Source organism: Nostoc sp., from assembly GCF_036916975.1.
Lineage (GTDB): Bacteria > Cyanobacteriota > Cyanobacteriia > Cyanobacteriales > Nostocaceae > Nostoc.
In genome coordinates, this window is record NZ_JBALFF010000035.1 from 1 (window position 1) to 16,369 (window position 16,369).

8 protein-coding genes are annotated in these 16,369 nt (G+C 42.4%); 4 read left to right on the forward strand and 4 right to left on the reverse strand.

What is annotated here, in order from left to right:
- Positions 1-158 precede the first annotated feature (158 nt).
- A complete protein-coding gene (gene argC, locus V7K73_RS07050) occupies positions 159-1,217 on the reverse strand; it encodes an N-acetyl-gamma-glutamyl-phosphate reductase (RefSeq protein WP_334878432.1) in 1,059 nt (352 codons plus the stop codon).
- A 240-nt stretch (positions 1,218-1,457) separates the two neighbouring features.
- Here argC and ribBA point away from each other — a divergent pair, with 240 nt between their 5' ends.
- Positions 1,458-3,131 carry a bifunctional 3,4-dihydroxy-2-butanone-4-phosphate synthase/GTP cyclohydrolase II gene (gene ribBA / locus V7K73_RS07055; RefSeq protein ID WP_334878511.1) on the forward strand — a complete coding sequence of 558 codons (1,674 nt, stop codon included), beginning with the start codon at positions 1,458-1,460 and terminating at the stop codon, positions 3,129-3,131.
- 125 nt (positions 3,132-3,256) lie between these two features.
- On the opposite strand, the gene V7K73_RS07060 is transcribed toward ribBA, so the two are convergent.
- The 3 genes from V7K73_RS07060 to V7K73_RS07070 all read right to left on the reverse strand — a co-directional run bounded on the left by V7K73_RS07060 (position 3,257) and on the right by V7K73_RS07070 (position 6,036).
- Complete coding sequence (locus V7K73_RS07060; RefSeq protein WP_334878434.1) at positions 3,257-4,135, reverse strand: peptidoglycan recognition protein family protein; 879 nt, start codon at positions 4,133-4,135, stop codon at positions 3,257-3,259.
- Positions 4,136-4,746: 611 nt separating this feature from the next.
- Positions 4,747-5,586, reverse strand: a complete 840-nt coding sequence (locus tag V7K73_RS07065) for a DUF4351 domain-containing protein (RefSeq protein ID WP_334878513.1) — start codon at positions 5,584-5,586, stop codon at positions 4,747-4,749.
- A gap of 54 nt (positions 5,587-5,640) precedes the next feature.
- Positions 5,641-6,036 carry a DUF4126 domain-containing protein gene (locus V7K73_RS07070; RefSeq protein WP_334878436.1) on the reverse strand — a complete coding sequence of 132 codons (396 nt, stop codon included), beginning with the start codon at positions 6,034-6,036 and terminating at the stop codon, positions 5,641-5,643.
- 663 nt (positions 6,037-6,699) lie between these two features.
- On the opposite strand from V7K73_RS07070, the gene metH reads away from it, so the two are divergent.
- The 3 genes from metH (at position 6,700) to hpsA (ending at position 16,352) form a co-directional block, all read left to right on the forward strand.
- Positions 6,700-10,227 (forward strand): methionine synthase, encoded by a 3,528-nt coding sequence (metH, locus tag V7K73_RS07075; protein ID WP_334878438.1) that lies wholly within the window; start codon positions 6,700-6,702, stop codon positions 10,225-10,227.
- Between the two features lie 171 nt (positions 10,228-10,398).
- Positions 10,399-10,767, forward strand: a complete 369-nt coding sequence (locus V7K73_RS07080) for an endonuclease domain-containing protein (RefSeq protein ID WP_334878440.1) — start codon at positions 10,399-10,401, stop codon at positions 10,765-10,767.
- Between the two features lie 893 nt (positions 10,768-11,660).
- Positions 11,661-16,352 carry a hormogonium polysaccharide biosynthesis protein HpsA gene (gene hpsA / locus V7K73_RS07085; protein WP_334878442.1) on the forward strand — a complete coding sequence of 1,564 codons (4,692 nt, stop codon included), beginning with the start codon at positions 11,661-11,663 and terminating at the stop codon, positions 16,350-16,352.
- Positions 16,353-16,369: the final 17 nt, after the last annotated feature.

Genomic DNA, 16,369 nt, shown 5'->3' on the forward strand with positions numbered 1-16,369 from the left:
GTTTGGAGTTTGGAGTTTGGAGTTTGGAGTTTGGAGTTTGGAGTTTGGAGTTTGGAGTTTGGAGTTTGGAGTTTGGAGTTTGGAGTTTGGAGTTTTTAATTCATGACTAATCACTCCTAAACAGAGGCGGAGCGTCTCCGGCTCCGCTCCTAACTGATTTATGGATAAAACCCCAACTTTGGCAACCCCAAGGTTTCATCCCAGCCCATCATCAGGTTTAGGCACTGAATTGCTTGGCCCGCCTGTCCTTTAATTAGATTGTCAATTGCTGACATGACAATCACACGACCTGTGCGCGGGTCAGCTTCTACACCGATGTAACAAAGATTACTGCCGGTTGCCCACTTGGTTTGGGGATAAATGCCGCTACCGCAGACTCTCACCCAAGGAGAGTTGCGGTAGAAGGCTGAGAAAATTGTAATTAAATCTTCTCGCTCTAGACCGGGATCGCTCATGGTGGCATATACGGTTGCTAAGATACCGCGTACCATTGGGATAAGGTGCGGTGTAAATTGGATTAGGAGTTCGTGACCAGCTAAGTCACTGCAAATTTGCTCAATTTCTGGGGTATGACGGTGACGGCCGATATTGAAAGCTGCTATAGAGTTGTCTGCTTCAGATAGTAATAAATTAGTTTGAGCTTGCCGTCCACTGCTAGATGTACCAGATTTGGCATCGATAATAGCTGTTTCTGGTTTGATTAAGCCTTGCTTTAAGAGTGGCGAAAGTGCAAGAAGGCTAGCGGTGGGATAGGAACCAGGACAGCCAACAAGTTGAGCTTCGGCAATGCGATCGCGATAAAGTTCTGGTAATCCATAAACTGCTGTAGCTGCAATTTTGCGATCGCTTCTCTCAATGCCATACCAATTTGTATAAGTTGTCAAATTACGGAAGCGATAGTCTGCACTTAAATCTAGTACCTTACATCCTTTTTCTAATAATTTGGGCGCGATTTGGCAAGCTAGACCATTTGGTAAAGACAAGAAAACTACTTCACAACGGTGAGCAATTATTTCTGGTTCTACCGCCTCTATTGGCAAGTTAGCTGCATGAGTCAGATGCGGGTAGAGATCCCCAAAGGATTTTCCGATACTGCTCTGATCGCCTAAATAAACCAGTTCAACTTCTGGATGATCCATCAGTAGCCGTACCAACTGTACTCCGCCATAGCCCGACGCGCCAACAATCCCAACGGGTACGCGTCTAAATTTGCCCATGATCTGAAATCCTTATCCCATGAATGGTGAATTCGTTATCAGCTATCAACAATATCAGCGACTAGATGCACACCGTAGAAAATGCCCCCTCATGTTTTACTGTCGCTGCACTTTATAATGGCAAAAATTGTTATCACCTTATCAAATCATTGCTAGTCTACTTCTCTGCCTTATAAAGGAGCTACAATCTAAAAGAAGAAATTGTTAAAAAAATTTACGTTGGTAGCTGGAAATCTTTCTGTGTCACAGCCTAATACTAACCAAGCTTTTAAATTTGATTCGATTGATGCCGCCTTAGCAGACCTAAAAGCTGGCCGCGTCATTGTAGTGGTAGATGATGAAAATAGAGAAAATGAAGGGGACTTAATTTGTGCTGCCCAATTTGCCACACCCGACACGATTAATTTCATGGCGGTGGAAGCTAGAGGGCTGATTTGTTTGGCAATGACAGGCGATCGCCTAGACGAGCTAGACTTACCCTTGATGGTAAGCAATATTACAGATACTAACCAAACTGCCTTCACTGTTAGCATTGATGCTGGCCCAGAATTGGGTGTAACCACAGGCATCTCAGCAGAAGACCGCGCCCGCACTATCCAGGTTACTCTCAACCCAGCCACAAAACCCACCGATTTACGTCGTCCTGGTCATATTTTCCCGATTCGGGCTAAAGCTGGAGGCGTACTCAAACGCGCAGGACATACGGAAGCGGCTGTGGATTTAGCTAGGCTAGCAGGACTATACCCAGCAGGAGTAATTTGTGAAATTCAAAACTCCGATGGTTCAATGGCGCGGTTGCAGCAGTTAGTCGAATATGCCAAACGCCATAATTTAAAAATCATTAGTATTGCGGATTTAATCAGTTATCGCCTAAAGCACGATCGCTTAGTCTATCGTGAGGTGATTACTAAGCTGCCTAGTCAATTTGGCCAGTTTGAAATTTACGCCTATCGCCACACCTTAGACAATACAGAACACGTCGCAATTGTCAAGGGCGATCCAGCTAATTTTAAAGATGAGCCGGTAATGGTGCGGATGCACTCAGAATGCTTAACTGGTGATGCTTTGGGTTCTTTGCGCTGCGACTGTCGGATGCAGTTACAAGCAGCACTGAAAATGATTGAGGCTGCCGGTCAAGGTGTAGTTGTATACCTGCGCCAAGAAGGACGGGGAATCGGCTTGATTAACAAACTGAAAGCCTACTCATTGCAGGATATGGGACTGGATACAGTAGAAGCAAACGAGCGTTTAGGATTTCCCGCCGACTTGCGAGACTACGGGATGGGCGCACAAATGCTCATGGATTTGGGGATTAAAAAGATACGTTTGATTACAAATAATCCCCGTAAAATTGCTGGAGTTAAGGGCTATGGGTTGGAAGTAGTCGATCGCGTTCCGTTATTGATTGAAGCAACCGACTACAATTCCTATTATCTGGCGACAAAGGCGAAAAAACTGGGTCACATGCTGTTACAGACTTATCTGGCAACAGTAGCAATTCATTGGCAAGATGACCCGGAAGTTGTGACAGAACGTTATGAACGCTTGGAGAAACTGCGACACTTAGCGAAAAGTAATGATTTATTGTTACAGGAAGAAGCGCGTCCATTAGCGATCGCTATATTTGACGAGCCATCTTTAACAGTACACTTGGGTTTCGATCAGCCAAAAGTTGCTAGCTGTGATTGGTATCGCCAGGATGGCCATCCTTATATCCAGGCTATCTTCCAAATTCTGGATAACCTCGCAACTTTGCCTTACATCCAGAAAATAGAATTTCTGATTTCTTCTGGTAGCGATCCTTTGAGTAATTTACAAGTTCAACTGGATCGACAGACATTTTCAGATGGTACACTGCCTTCATCGATTAGCGATCGCCTGGAGACACAGCAAATTTATAGCTTTAGCAAATAGCTTGGTTAAATAGACCTGCTTGAGCTTTTACTTGTGCAAAACCTATCCCTCTGGCCCGTCGGAGAGGGACAGACTTCAAGTAAAGTTCAAGCAGGGAGAGGTTTATCAAACTCACCCACGTTAAATTAATTACTTACTCTATATATTGGTCTAATTTGACGATAAGTATTAAGTAAGCTCAGAAATTTATTCCCATCAAAATTTATCGGGTCAACTTTTTTACCAGAACGGTCTACTAGATGGTGCGTAGTAATGCGATCGTCTGGGACTTGACTTTGAGCAATTAACCAAGCAAGAGAATTATATTGAGCCTCCTTATAGCCGCTATGGTTTTGTTGGCTGCTAGCGTCATAACTATCTGGCGGTGTTTCCAAAGAGACGTGATAAGCAAAATTATTCACAGACGCAGGTAAATTCGGATTCGTTTGCACAGTTTCCACTCCTTGTGGAGTTTCAAATACTGAGTTAGCTGCACCAAAAGCCCGCTTTTCTGGCGGTACTAGATAAACTACCGTTCCATCTAACTTGATTAAAGCGTGGTAACTTGCTTGCACACTTTCATCAGTATGGGCTACTTGAAAGAAATTAACCGCGCTGGAAGCAGAATAACCAGTTTCATGGAGGACGATAATTGGTTGATTGTTGACAAGAACGCCGTTAACATCTTGGGTGTAACGTTCTCCATAGTTACTTGGGTCAACCGAAGCAACTTGATAATTAGGTCTGTACTGTGCAAAAGCTTGAGTCGTTACGTACCTTGCTACAGGCTTGTTAATGTTGACTGGGGACTTGATAACATTTTGAGATTTATTCTCTGGGTATTTCGCTGATTGAAATTGCGCTTGGGGATATTGACTCCAGGCCATAATCCGTGGATTGGATATATGGGATGTAGTCGGATTATTTTGTAATTTTGTCGCTCGTCCAATTAGCAGCACTACAATTAAAGCCATGAACATCAGCGAGATTAGTAGCACCCTAGTCGCCCAGTCTTTAAACCTCATTTTTCTAATACCCGTAAAACGGTAGATTTTAATTTATAGCTAAACTGGCATATCCCTCGTAGAGGCACACATCTGTAAACCCCTACTGCTTATAGTATCCAAACAATAATCGCTATAATACCTTAATTCTAGTTAAATATACCTTTATAATCCCTGCAATAGTGCTGTTACGAGCCAACGATTAGCAACTTAGAAAGATATCATTGTTTACCTTCTAACTTGGCTCGAAGATAGGTCAAAATTGCCTGCGTTTCCTGTTCAACAATTTCATCAGGCGGCGAGCTTAATTGTGGATTGTTATTGTAATATTTAAATTAGCAGGGTGCATAGGACGCTGCGCGTAACAAGAACCCCGTAGGGGTACAAGTCGGGAAACCTGCTGTTAGCGCCTAGCTCGACTTTGCGCTAAATCCCCATTACAAAACTTAAATTACTAATTACGAATTATTTTAACGAACTTTGGGGGTTTAAGTCCCCTGTTTATACAGGCAGCGCGAATTGAATGCCTCAGCTAAATCGCACGTTGTAATGCGAGTCGGAAACCGTCCCCACAACAGCACTCTTCGTCACAAAACGTAATTACGAATTACGAATTACGAATTACGAATTATTTAACTGCTTGTATTTTGCTCAAGCCAAGCAACTAAATCAGATACATTTGAAAAATCTAAAAATTCTTCTCCCAATCCTTCCAATTGTTCAGTAGATAAGACTTGGAGACGTTCAATTATTAATGAATTTATCTCACCAAAGCGTCTATTTAAAAGGCGTAAAGTATATTTCAATGCTTCCTTCTGCTCTCCCTTCTGCTCTCCCTTCTGCAAAATATCTTGATAAATTACTGACTCTTGCATAATTTCCTCCCGGAATAATTGACGAATAAAATCTTTTTCAAATTTTAAGCCTGCTAAAATCTCCGTGTAAGCAGCAGTATTTTGTCTCGTCTCGATATCTGGAATTTTAGCAATTTCCTCAGCTACCTGGGATAATAACGCTTGGGCTGAATCTGTTCGCGTTAACGGTGCTAAAGGCAATAACGCCAGATTGCTAAGAAATAGTGCCGAATCTTGCTCCCATAACCGGATAACTCGATAACGGTGGGTTGTGACTTCGCTGATATATTCTTCAGTAAAGGCGATTTTGTCGTTTGTCTGTTGCAAGAAAATTACTACCTGCGTAACAGGAACTTGATATTTACGTACCAATCGAACGTAATAATCTAGCATCCGCAGAGAAATTGGTTTTTGGGATTTGATTGTGGTTTGAAATTCCAGGTGTAAAATCCGATTTTCTGTTTGCAAAAATGTCACCGAATCAGCACGTATTGGTTCGATACCCAATTCAGTTTTTAATATTTCAATTGTTCGCGGTTCTTGATTTAATAACCAACGGGTAAAATCACGGGGATACTTTTCTGCGAGTATTTTACAAAGGTTGTCATATTCTGCCATTTGGCATGATTGCACCTGATTTTATTGATTACCACTAGATTTAGTATCTTCCATCTATAAGTTTGATCCCTGAGTTAATCCTGCGGTTCCACCACCAGCAACTAAAGCTAACGTCCATTGCGCCAGGGGATTCATCTCTGGAGCAACAGATGCTGTTACGATTGTCCCGGCGATAAATGCCGCAGGAGTGGCTACAATATCCAGCAGATGATCCAACCAAGGAATGTAATAACCGGTAATTTCCAGCAAACAAGCGACTGCAAATACAATTACAGCTTGAGGTGTTTCCACCCAATCAAAGTTAGTCGGCAAATCTAAATGTCCAAAAACTGAAGCCACACTTAATGCTAGCAGTGGTACAAAGACTCGAAAGCCAGCCGCCGCGCTCAAACTAATCCCCAGTAATAATTCAATAAATGTATTTAGATTGAACAAAGAATTTAAATCCATAGTAAGACTCAAGTTATACTCCTGGTGTTTTTTCCATCTTTGAGCTGAACGGAGTAACAACTCTAAGCTGTGATCCCAAGATAATAAACTTGGCGAAAATATTTCATCTGACTATGTGTATAATTCAGTGAAACTGTCACACTCACCCACATCCCGCCCAGAACTGAAGTTCAGGGCTGATAGCTGAAGTCCACTCAAGTGGACTGAACGAGCAATTTAGTCCACTTGAGTGGACTTTAGCTATGAGACTCGGAATTCATTCCGAGGCGGGATAGAAACTTTAGCTATGAGACTCGGAATTCATTCCGAGGCGGGATAGAAACGCAGTGCGAGATTTATTAATCGAGATTTATTAATAAAGATATGGCTGCGGCAAGACTTGTGTCCACACCATAGCCGCAAACGGGGAGGGAAGACAAAGCGTAACTTTCGCGGGGTGGGGTTCTTCGAGTTTAATAAGCACTCAAGCGACATGATATGAGGACGCTTTTACATAATTTTACCATCGCCAACCTTGATAAATCAGGTCAAAATGAGCCAATAGTGAGTTTCAGCAAAACAGACTTAATTAAAAGATGCCGAAAATATCACAATCTTGGAAAATAATAAAGTAAGCCGAGTATCACAAGACTCACTTGATATCCTCATTTCTTCTAGGAAAATATGACTCATCCTTTCCTTGAACGCCTGCGTAGTCCAGATAGCCCAGTCCTCGTATTCGACGGGGCGATGGGAACCAACTTACAAACCCAAAACCTGACTGCTGAAGACTTTGGCGGCCCACAGTATGAAGGTTGTAACGAATACTTAGTCCACACCAAACCCGAAGCCGTGGCTAAGGTTCACCGTGACTTTCTCGCGGCTGGTGCTGATGTCATTGAAACCGATACTTTTGGCAGTACGTCCCTAGTGCTGGCAGAATATGACTTAGCAGACCAAGCCTACTACCTCACTAAGACAGCAGCCGAATTAGCCAAGGGTGTCGCTGCGGAATTTTCCACACCAGAAAAACCCCGGTTTGTGGCAGGTTCCATCGGCCCGACAACGAAACTCCCTACCTTGGGACATATTGACTTTGACACCATGAAAGCTACTTTTGCTGAACAAGCAGAAGCGCTGTGGGATGGTGGTGTCGATTTATTTCTGGTGGAAACTTGCCAAGATGTGCTGCAAATTAAAGCGGCGCTGAATGCCATCGAAGAGGTGTTTGTTAAAAAAGGCGATCGCCGGCCGTTGATGGTGTCTGTGACAATGGAAAGCATGGGTACAATGTTGGTTGGTTCAGAAATCAGCGCTGTGCTGACAATTCTGGAACATTACCCAATAGATATTCTCGGTCTAAACTGTGCCACAGGCCCAGACTTGATGAAACCACATATCAAGTATTTGGCAGAACATTCACCTTTTATCGTTTCCTGTATTCCCAACGCGGGTTTACCTGAGAACGTCGGCGGTCAAGCGCACTACCGCCTGACACCGTTAGAATTACGGATGTCATTGATGCATTTTGTTGAAGATTTGGGTGTCCAAGTGATCGGGGGTTGCTGTGGGACGCGTCCAGAACACATTCAACAATTGGCAGAACTTGCTAAAGACTTGAAGCCAAAAGTTAGACATCCTAGCTTAGAACCGGCAGCAGCATCAATTTACACCACTCAGCCTTACGATCAAGATAACTCCTTCTTGATTGTTGGCGAACGTCTTAACGCCAGTGGTTCCAAAAAGTGCCGCGATTTGCTAAATGCCGAAGATTGGGATGGACTCGTTTCAATGGCGAGGGCGCAAGTCAAAGAAGGCGCACATATTCTCGATGTCAACGTCGATTATGTGGGACGCGATGGTGTACGGGATATGCACGAATTAGTTTCGCGCATTGTTAATAATGTGACATTACCTTTAATGCTTGACTCCACCGAATGGGAAAAAATGGAGGCGGGTTTAAAGGTTGCTGGTGGTAAGTGTTTGCTGAACTCCACCAACTACGAAGATGGGGAACCGCGCTTTTTGAAAGTGCTAGAGTTAGCGAAAAAATACGGTGCTGGTGTAATCATTGGTACTATCGATGAAGATGGGATGGCGCGGACAGCAGATAAAAAGTTTGCGATCGCAGAACGTGCATACCGTCAAGCTGTAGAATATGGCATACCACCCACAGAAATATTCTTTGATACCCTAGCGTTACCAATTTCCACCGGGATTGAAGAAGACCGAGAAAACGGTAAAGCCACAATTGAATCCATCCGGCGAATTCGTCAAGAATTGCCTGGATGCCATGTAATTTTGGGTGTTTCCAATATTTCCTTTGGTTTGAATCCAGCCTCGCGGATGGTGCTAAACTCAGTGTTTTTGCACGAAGCGACAACGGCGGGAATGGATGCAGCCATTGTCAGCGCTAACAAAATTTTACCGCTAGCGAAGATTGACGCCCGCCATCAAGAAATTTGTCGCCAGTTGATTTATGACGAACGGAAATTTGAGGGTAATGCTTGCGTTTACGATCCCTTGGGAGAGCTTACCACAGTATTTGCTGGAGTTACAACTAAGCGCGATCGCTCCTTAGATGAAAGTCTCCCCATCCCAGAACGTCTCAAACGCCACATCATCGACGGCGAACGCATCGGCTTAGAAGAACATCTCAAAAAAGCCTTAGAAGAACATCCCCCCTTAGAAATTATCAACACCTTCCTGCTAGATGGCATGAAAGTTGTCGGGGAATTATTCGGTTCAGGACAAATGCAGTTACCCTTCGTCTTGCAATCTGCCGAAACCATGAAAGCGGCAGTTGCCTTTCTAGAACCGTTCATGGAAAAATCAGAATCAGGTAACAATGCCAAGGGAACCTTTATCATTGCCACAGTTAAAGGCGATGTCCACGACATTGGTAAAAACTTGGTGGATATCATCTTATCCAACAACGGCTACAAGGTGATTAACCTGGGAATTAAACAGCCGGTAGAAAACATCATCAACGCTTACGAACAGCACAAAGCTGATTGTATAGCCATGAGTGGTTTGCTGGTAAAATCTACCGCCTTCATGAAAGAGAATTTGGAGATATTCAACGAAAAGGGAATTAGTGTCCCCGTGATATTAGGCGGTGCAGCCTTAACTCCCAAGTTTGTCTATGAAGATTGCCAAAATACCTATAAAGGTAAAGTTGTTTATGGCAAAGATGCCTTTTCAGACTTGCACTTCATGGATAAATTAATGCCAGCAAAGTCCGCTGGTAACTGGGAAGATTTGCAAGGATTTTTAAACGAAATTGAAACTGCTGAAGTTTCAAAAAATGGTCACAAAGAGCCAAAAGCTACAACTGCGGAAGAAACATCTGCTGAACTAAAAGAAGTAGATACAAGACGTTCGGACGCAGTGGCAATAGATATTGAACGTCCCACGCCGCCTTTTTGGGGAACGCAGTTATTGCAGCCTAATGATATTCCCATCGAGGAAATATTCTGGCACTTAGATTTACAAGCTTTAGTTGCTGGACAATGGCAATTCCGCAAACCAAAGGAACAATCTAAAGAAGAATATCAGGCTTTCTTGGCTGAGAAAGTGTACCCAATTTTAGAAACTTGGAAACAGCGAATTTTTGAAGAAAATCTGTTGCATCCCCAAGTGATTTATGGTTATTTCCCTTGTCAAGCCGAGGGGAATTCTCTACATATATATGATTCAGAGAACCAATCACAACAGGTTACAACTTTTGAATTCCCCAGACAGAAGTCATTAAGGCGGCTGTGCATAGCAGATTTCTTCGCACCAAAGGAGTCAGGAATTATTGATGTGTTCCCCATGCAGGCTGTGACTGTAGGGGAGATTGCGACAGAATTCGCCCAAAAGTTGTTTGCTGCCAATCAATACACCGATTATCTGTATTTCCACGGTATGGCGGTGCAGGTAGCAGAGGCTGTCGCTGAATGGACACACGCCAGAATCCGCCGAGAGTTAGGCTTTACTGCTGAAGAACCCGACAATATTCGGGATATATTAGCACAACGCTATCGTGGCTCACGGTATAGCTTTGGGTATCCAGCTTGTCCAAATATCCAAGACCAATACAAGCAACTAGAGTTATTGCAGACTGACAGAATTAACTTGTATATGGATGAAAGTGAACAACTTTATCCAGAACAGTCTACCACTGCGATTATTGCTTACCACCCCCTAGCAAAATACTTTAGCGCCTAATCCATATCCCCTCCCCCTCTCCTTAATAAGGAGAGGGGTGCCCGAAGGGCGGGGTGAGGTTATTATATTGTGAGCAATTCAATCAAGGCGGGATAAACATTTACAGTTATTAGTTGACCTCACCCTAACCCTCTCCTTATAAAGGAGAGGGGACTGGAATTTGAAATAAAAATGACTAAACTTTATAACAAAAATAGTGAAATAGATAAAAGGCGACACTTACGCCAAAATATAACAAAAGCCGAAAAAATGATTTGGGATAAAATCAGAGATAGACAGTTGGAAAACTGTAAATTTCGCCGACAATATAGTGTAGATAAATTTGTTATAAATTTTTATAGTTCTGAATTAAAATTAGCTATAGAAATTGATGGCGAAAGCCATTTTCAAGAAGATGCTGCTGAATATGATAAGGCAAGACAAGAATTTATTGAATCAGCAAGAATTAAATTTATTAGATTTACGAATAATGATGTCTATGCTAATTTGTCTGGGGTGCTGGAAAGTATTGCTCAAAATATACGAAATTTAAGGGGATAACTAGGTAGGCGTAATTAAACATAAGATAAAACCTCACCCTACCTCCGGCTTCCCTCTCCAAAGCATCGGAGAGGGATTGAGGGCAGGGCTATTTCATTCTAAAATGTGACGTTTTCAAAGTCCCTCTCCCAGACTTGGGAGAGGGATTTAGGGTGAGGGCAAAAACTACGGTTCTTAACTTAAATCGCGTTTAAATTCTTATTTTTCTGAAAAAGATTCCTAAAAACTGCCGTAAAAATAGAATGAAATAGCCCTGGATTGAGGGTGAGGTTTTATATTTTGACCCACTTACTTAGTAGTTGAACTTCACCCCCAGCCCCTCTGCTTATGAAAGCAGCTACGTGTACACACAAGTCTCTCTCGACGCAATTTACGGTTTATCGAATAGCCCAAGAAAACCTCACCCTGGTTATGCTATGCAAAACCTGTCCCTCTCCTTAGTAAGGAGAGGGATTAAAGTCAAGATAGGGTGAGCTTTTCACAGTATTGCACCGAAGTTAAAATCCCTATATCTAATTATTTTGCAGCCAGCTGATATCTTTCCTTTAACAGATGGGTATTATAAGCTTACTCTCTTAACAACATCTTCATAAATTTGCTTTTAGATAAGATAAATTTCCGCAAATTTACTGTGAAATTATGCTATTACCTTTATCGGATTTTGATTAAATAATTATCAAAAAATCAGTATTTACCGGATAAACTTAACACTTAATGAATGGTATAACTTTAATAAATTGTCTTTTGTTATAGCTACTTTGTTAGTCAAACAAGATGCAGTAATTAAATAAATATAGCCTCACTTTATGCCTCTAAAAAGACTTTATAGGCAAAGTTGAAGATGTATAAAAAAGTAAAAAATCCGCTATAAACCACTTGACAGGGAAGCAGCTATGTCTCGAAAAACTCAGCTAGTCAAGGCAATTAAAAAAACTTTCCAGCAAATTAGCAAGAAGTTTTTATCTGCAATTAACAAGCAAATTATTTGGTTACTACGGGCTGTTTTTGGCACTCGAAAAAGACGCGCATCGGATAACGCTGGATTTTTATTGCCGACAGTATCAATGGTATTAATAGTAGTCGTATTATTAACAGCCGCCATTTTATTTCGCTCTTTTGAACGCTCTAAAAATGCCAGTAATGTCCGAGTTAATCAGTCTGTACTTAACGCCGCAGCACCAGCCCTTGATAGAGCTAGGGCAAAATTAGACAAGCTATTTACTGATAGCCGACTACCACGAGCCGTACCTTCAGATAAAGTTTTAGAGAGTACCTTAAGTAGTACTGCAAATGGTAGTACTAATTTGTCTGAATATACTTTTGGAGACGAAACTCCACTAAAAGTCCATTTTAACTATACAACTCTACCAACAGGAGAAACAAATCAGCCAGCAGATATGACAACTGCATGGATGTTCCCCATTGATACAAATAACAATGGTAAATTTGACTCCTATACTCTTTATGGAATTTATTTCCGAACTCCACCTATAACTAGTGGCACATACAGCCGCCCTAGAAATCCTCTAGAGGCAAGAACTCCACCCATGACTTCTGGTAGTATAAGCAGCACTTGTAAAAATAGTGTAGCAACAAGTGCTGCTTTGGTGGGGAGTACGGGCTGGGTTAGTATTGCTAGTCAGCTCCAAAAAAGCTTTTTTGTCTACACTGCTAATGTTCCCATCACTAATCCACCAACGACTGGTAGTGATGCAGTTAATTACGAAGCTTTTAAAGGGAATAAAGGTTTTTCAAGTTTAGAATATCAACAAGACCGTGTACAACTACCGCTAGTTAACAATGCGGTGGTTTATAACGATGATATAGAACTTACCCCTGGTCCCAAATTTAACCTAAATGGACGGATCTTGACTAATAGTAACTTCCTGACTGGTGGCAATAATGTGCAACTTTATCAGGTTAGTAGTGTAAATTCCTGTTTCTATAGTGAGGACAATGCCAAAATTTTTGTAGGTGGCAATTTAGGAGCTGGTGGTTTCACTGGTAATGCAAGTAACGGTACTCTAGTGGATTTATTCCAAGGACAAGGAGTTACTCCTATTCAAAATGGTAATACTAGCACTAACATATCAGTCACTGACGGAACGAATAATATTGCCTACAATAGCCTAGCTTATGCACAACGTATCAATCTTTTGGTGCTAGCACAGATGGCTAACGCTGCATCTACTGACCCACAGGAAGTTCAAGATGCCATTACACAGCAACTACAACTATTAAATTTAACTACAGCTACTGCCAGTGCAGCGCAACTAGCTAGTGTCCGTAATAACCAGTTAGTACTTTACTTTCAACAACGTACCCGCCGTGTACCCTATGGGGAAGTTGCTTTTGGTGGAGATGCAATAATAAATCCTACGACTAGTATAGATTATACGACTAGTACAGTCTTACAAGGAAGTGGTAAGTCACTTCGTCCACCAGACACTTGGGTTTATCCCTTTAACCCTAGTGATGGTAAAACTAAAACTAATTATTCCAATTTAACACTTAATATTAGTAGTTCTAACCTGCTACCTAGTGCTACACAACCAACTACACAACAACAACTAGGTAAAGAACAATACGTTGGCGATCGCATTTTGCTTGGCAATAACCTACCTGCATTGTGGTGGAACGGAACGACATTTGTTGGTTCAGATGCTACCACAGATACCCAAAATATTGCAGGTATTAACTGGGATAACGGAAGTGGAACTCGGACTCGCAGCAGTCGTGTACAGCAACTAGCTGATTTAGGAACTGTTGACCGAGATGGAGATTGGGAATCAGCAGCTGCTACAGTACCAACTACTGTCGCCGCTCCTGTGGGTGGCTTGCGGGTAGTCACTGGTGCAGGGATTTATTTACCTCCACTTTTAACTGTTAGTAGTACCCAAACTGTTTTGAACACAGCGGCGGCTGCTACAAATAGAATTTGGTCAGATATGATGCCCGTGCCTAATACTATTGGCATTAATCAAGATACTTACAAGCCTAATATAGTATTACCAGATCCTGTTAACACGCCGTATTTACGGATGCGGGCTACAGCAGTTTATCACTACCAAGCGAGTGGCTACAGTGCGACAAGCCCTAAACCTATTGCTTGTATAAGTAGCTTCTACGACCCTACAAATAGCACTACAGCTAAGAACCTCAATAGTCCTAGTCTTCCGTCTGTGCCAAGTTTTATCTATGACAAAGCTGCGGGTGGTAACTCCCATAATGGTATTGTCTACGCAGCTCCAACAAAGGGTGTTTCTGACTATTTAGCTTTACTAAAATACCAAGCTAATTTAATGTATCCCAATGGGCGGTTAGTAAATCCAACACTGAACACCGCTATGGGGCTAGTCGCTGCCTCTGGGACACTTACAATCTCAGAGCAGTCTGCTATTGATGCTTCTATTTGTGCGATCCAAATATTAGATGGTAGTATCGGCGCTCCAAGTACTAGCGTCATCCCTCACGGGGCAATTTATGAAACTGCTTTTTTAGATGCCAGACAGATTAAGGCAATTCATAATGATGTATCAACAGCTGGTGTAGAAACATTCACCAACGCTGATGGTGTAAATGGAAATGGAACTGGGACATCAACGCTTTGTTACTTTCAATATACCTGTACTATTAATGCAACTGGGACAGTAGCAAGCCCGTCTACAGACTATGAACTCGCTAAAGAAGCCCGCCAACCTCTGGAAATTCGCGCTACTGTATTAGACATTAATAAGTTGCGGACAACTACTTATGGTACAGCAACACCACAAGAATACTTAATTCCCAATAGTGGTATTATTTATGCTACTCGTGATGATGCACTGCCGGATTTGAGTTATCCTGCTGGCATTACAGCAACAGATACAGCGACACAAAGACAAACAAAACAAGATACTCAAAAATCACAAAGCCCTGTAGATTATAAACTTGACCCAACTCGCCGTCCCAATGCCATTATGTTAATCAATGGCAACCCAATCTGGCGTGTTCAGACTTATAGAGATGCAGAAAAAGGCTTGATTCTAGCTTCTAACTTGCCTGTATATATTAAAGGCGACTTTAATAAACATACCAAAGAAGAGTTTAATACAGCTCTAGCTAGTGATTTAAGCAATTTTTACTCTCGCGGTGCAACCTCATCAGACTTTAATCCAAACTTTGCTTGTCGTACTGGTGACCCTAGATTACCAAATTGTACCACTGGGGACGACTGGCGACCCGCCAGCGTGCTGTCAGATGCGGTCACACTTCTTTCTAATAACTTTCAGTTGGGCTACCGCAGCGATGGAGACTATGACCTAAATAATAATTTGGGGGATACTAATTCTATTACCGCATTTAAGAACAATGGGTTTGCTAGCAACAACGCCAATGTCATCAATGCTGCTTGGTATGGTAGCGACGGCTTGCCTAAAGACCTTGATGGTAATACAGCTAATGGTATTCAAGGTAGTTCTTACCTCAATAACTTTGTTACACCAATCCAGCGGAGGAAAACTGGCCCGGAGTATTTAATGGAAGTATGTCTGACACTACCTGTTTCAGCTTGCGATCCGGGTACTGGTACTCCGGGTAAGGGTTGGTACGTAACACTACCCGGTGATGTTGCTGCATATCCAGCAGGTCTAAGAGCCTCGGCTGTTACTGGCACTCAGGGAAATGGACAGACTTTTTCTCTGACTACCCATTTAGCAGGTACAACAGCACAATCACCGACTAATTCTAAATATCTAGGCTATCCTCGTCGTGTTGCCTTTGTCCGTGATGCATCTGGACAACTCACGCTTGATGCTAGTAATAAACCAATCATTATAGGTATCAAGAGCGGCAAAATAACTTCATTTCCACTCAGTACTTTTAGTTCTAGCCACCCAGATAACACAGCTAATGCTCTATGGTTCTATTCAAGCAACAGTGATAATAATCCCCCAACAGTACTTTCACCAACAACATTTACTGCTACAACAACCCAACCAGCTTTATCGCCAGTGTTACAAATTAAAGTTGCTTTCAGCACTAGCGATGAAAATGCATTTGACGTACTGGGTCCTGGCAGCCAACAGAATTCTTCTTGGCTACAATGGGCAACAGCTACCACCTTTAACTTAGCCGCAGCAGGGGCAGACACGCCAGCTCGTCCTACAGAAGATAATGGTGGCTTACACAACTTTGTCCGCTTATTAGAAAATTGGAACCCAATTGGCGGCGGAAGCGATGCTGTTGTAGCTACAATTAACGGCTCTTTTATCCAAAGAACTCGTAGTGCCTATGCTACTGCACCATTGGCAACATCCTTAACTAATTCATCTCTGCAAGTATATCCGATTAATAATAACAGTGGCCGAGTACCTTTTTACCAGCCTCCCATCCGGCAGTGGGGTTATGATGTAGCCTTGCTCTCACAATCACCAGATGCATTTTCGCAAAAGTTAGCGATAACGCCAAATAACAAACCCAATGAGTACTTCCGAGAAGTTGGTCGAGATGATACATGGGTGCAAACATTGTTGTGTGCCAAAAAAGCCTCAGACAGTAGTAATGCCATCGATGCCGATCAACGTCCTACTAGCTGCTCACCATAAAATTTTAGAAGCTGGTG

What these genes read in the sequence shown, in the direction of transcription:
- V7K73_RS07065 (WP_334878513.1), bottom strand. Translation starts at nt 5,586, where the DNA reads ATGGCAGAATATGACAACCTTTGTAAAATACTCGCAGAAAAGTATCCC.
- V7K73_RS07080 (WP_334878440.1), top strand. Translation starts at nt 10,399, where the DNA reads ATGACTAAACTTTATAACAAAAATAGTGAAATAGATAAAAGGCGACAC.
- argC (WP_334878432.1), bottom strand. Translation starts at nt 1,217, where the DNA reads ATGGGCAAATTTAGACGCGTACCCGTTGGGATTGTTGGCGCGTCGGGC.
- V7K73_RS07060 (WP_334878434.1), bottom strand. Translation starts at nt 4,135, where the DNA reads ATGAGGTTTAAAGACTGGGCGACTAGGGTGCTACTAATCTCGCTGATG.
- V7K73_RS07070 (WP_334878436.1), bottom strand. Translation starts at nt 6,036, where the DNA reads ATGGATTTAAATTCTTTGTTCAATCTAAATACATTTATTGAATTATTA.
- metH (WP_334878438.1), top strand. Translation starts at nt 6,700, where the DNA reads ATGACTCATCCTTTCCTTGAACGCCTGCGTAGTCCAGATAGCCCAGTC.
- hpsA (WP_334878442.1), top strand. Translation starts at nt 11,661, where the DNA reads ATGTCTCGAAAAACTCAGCTAGTCAAGGCAATTAAAAAAACTTTCCAG.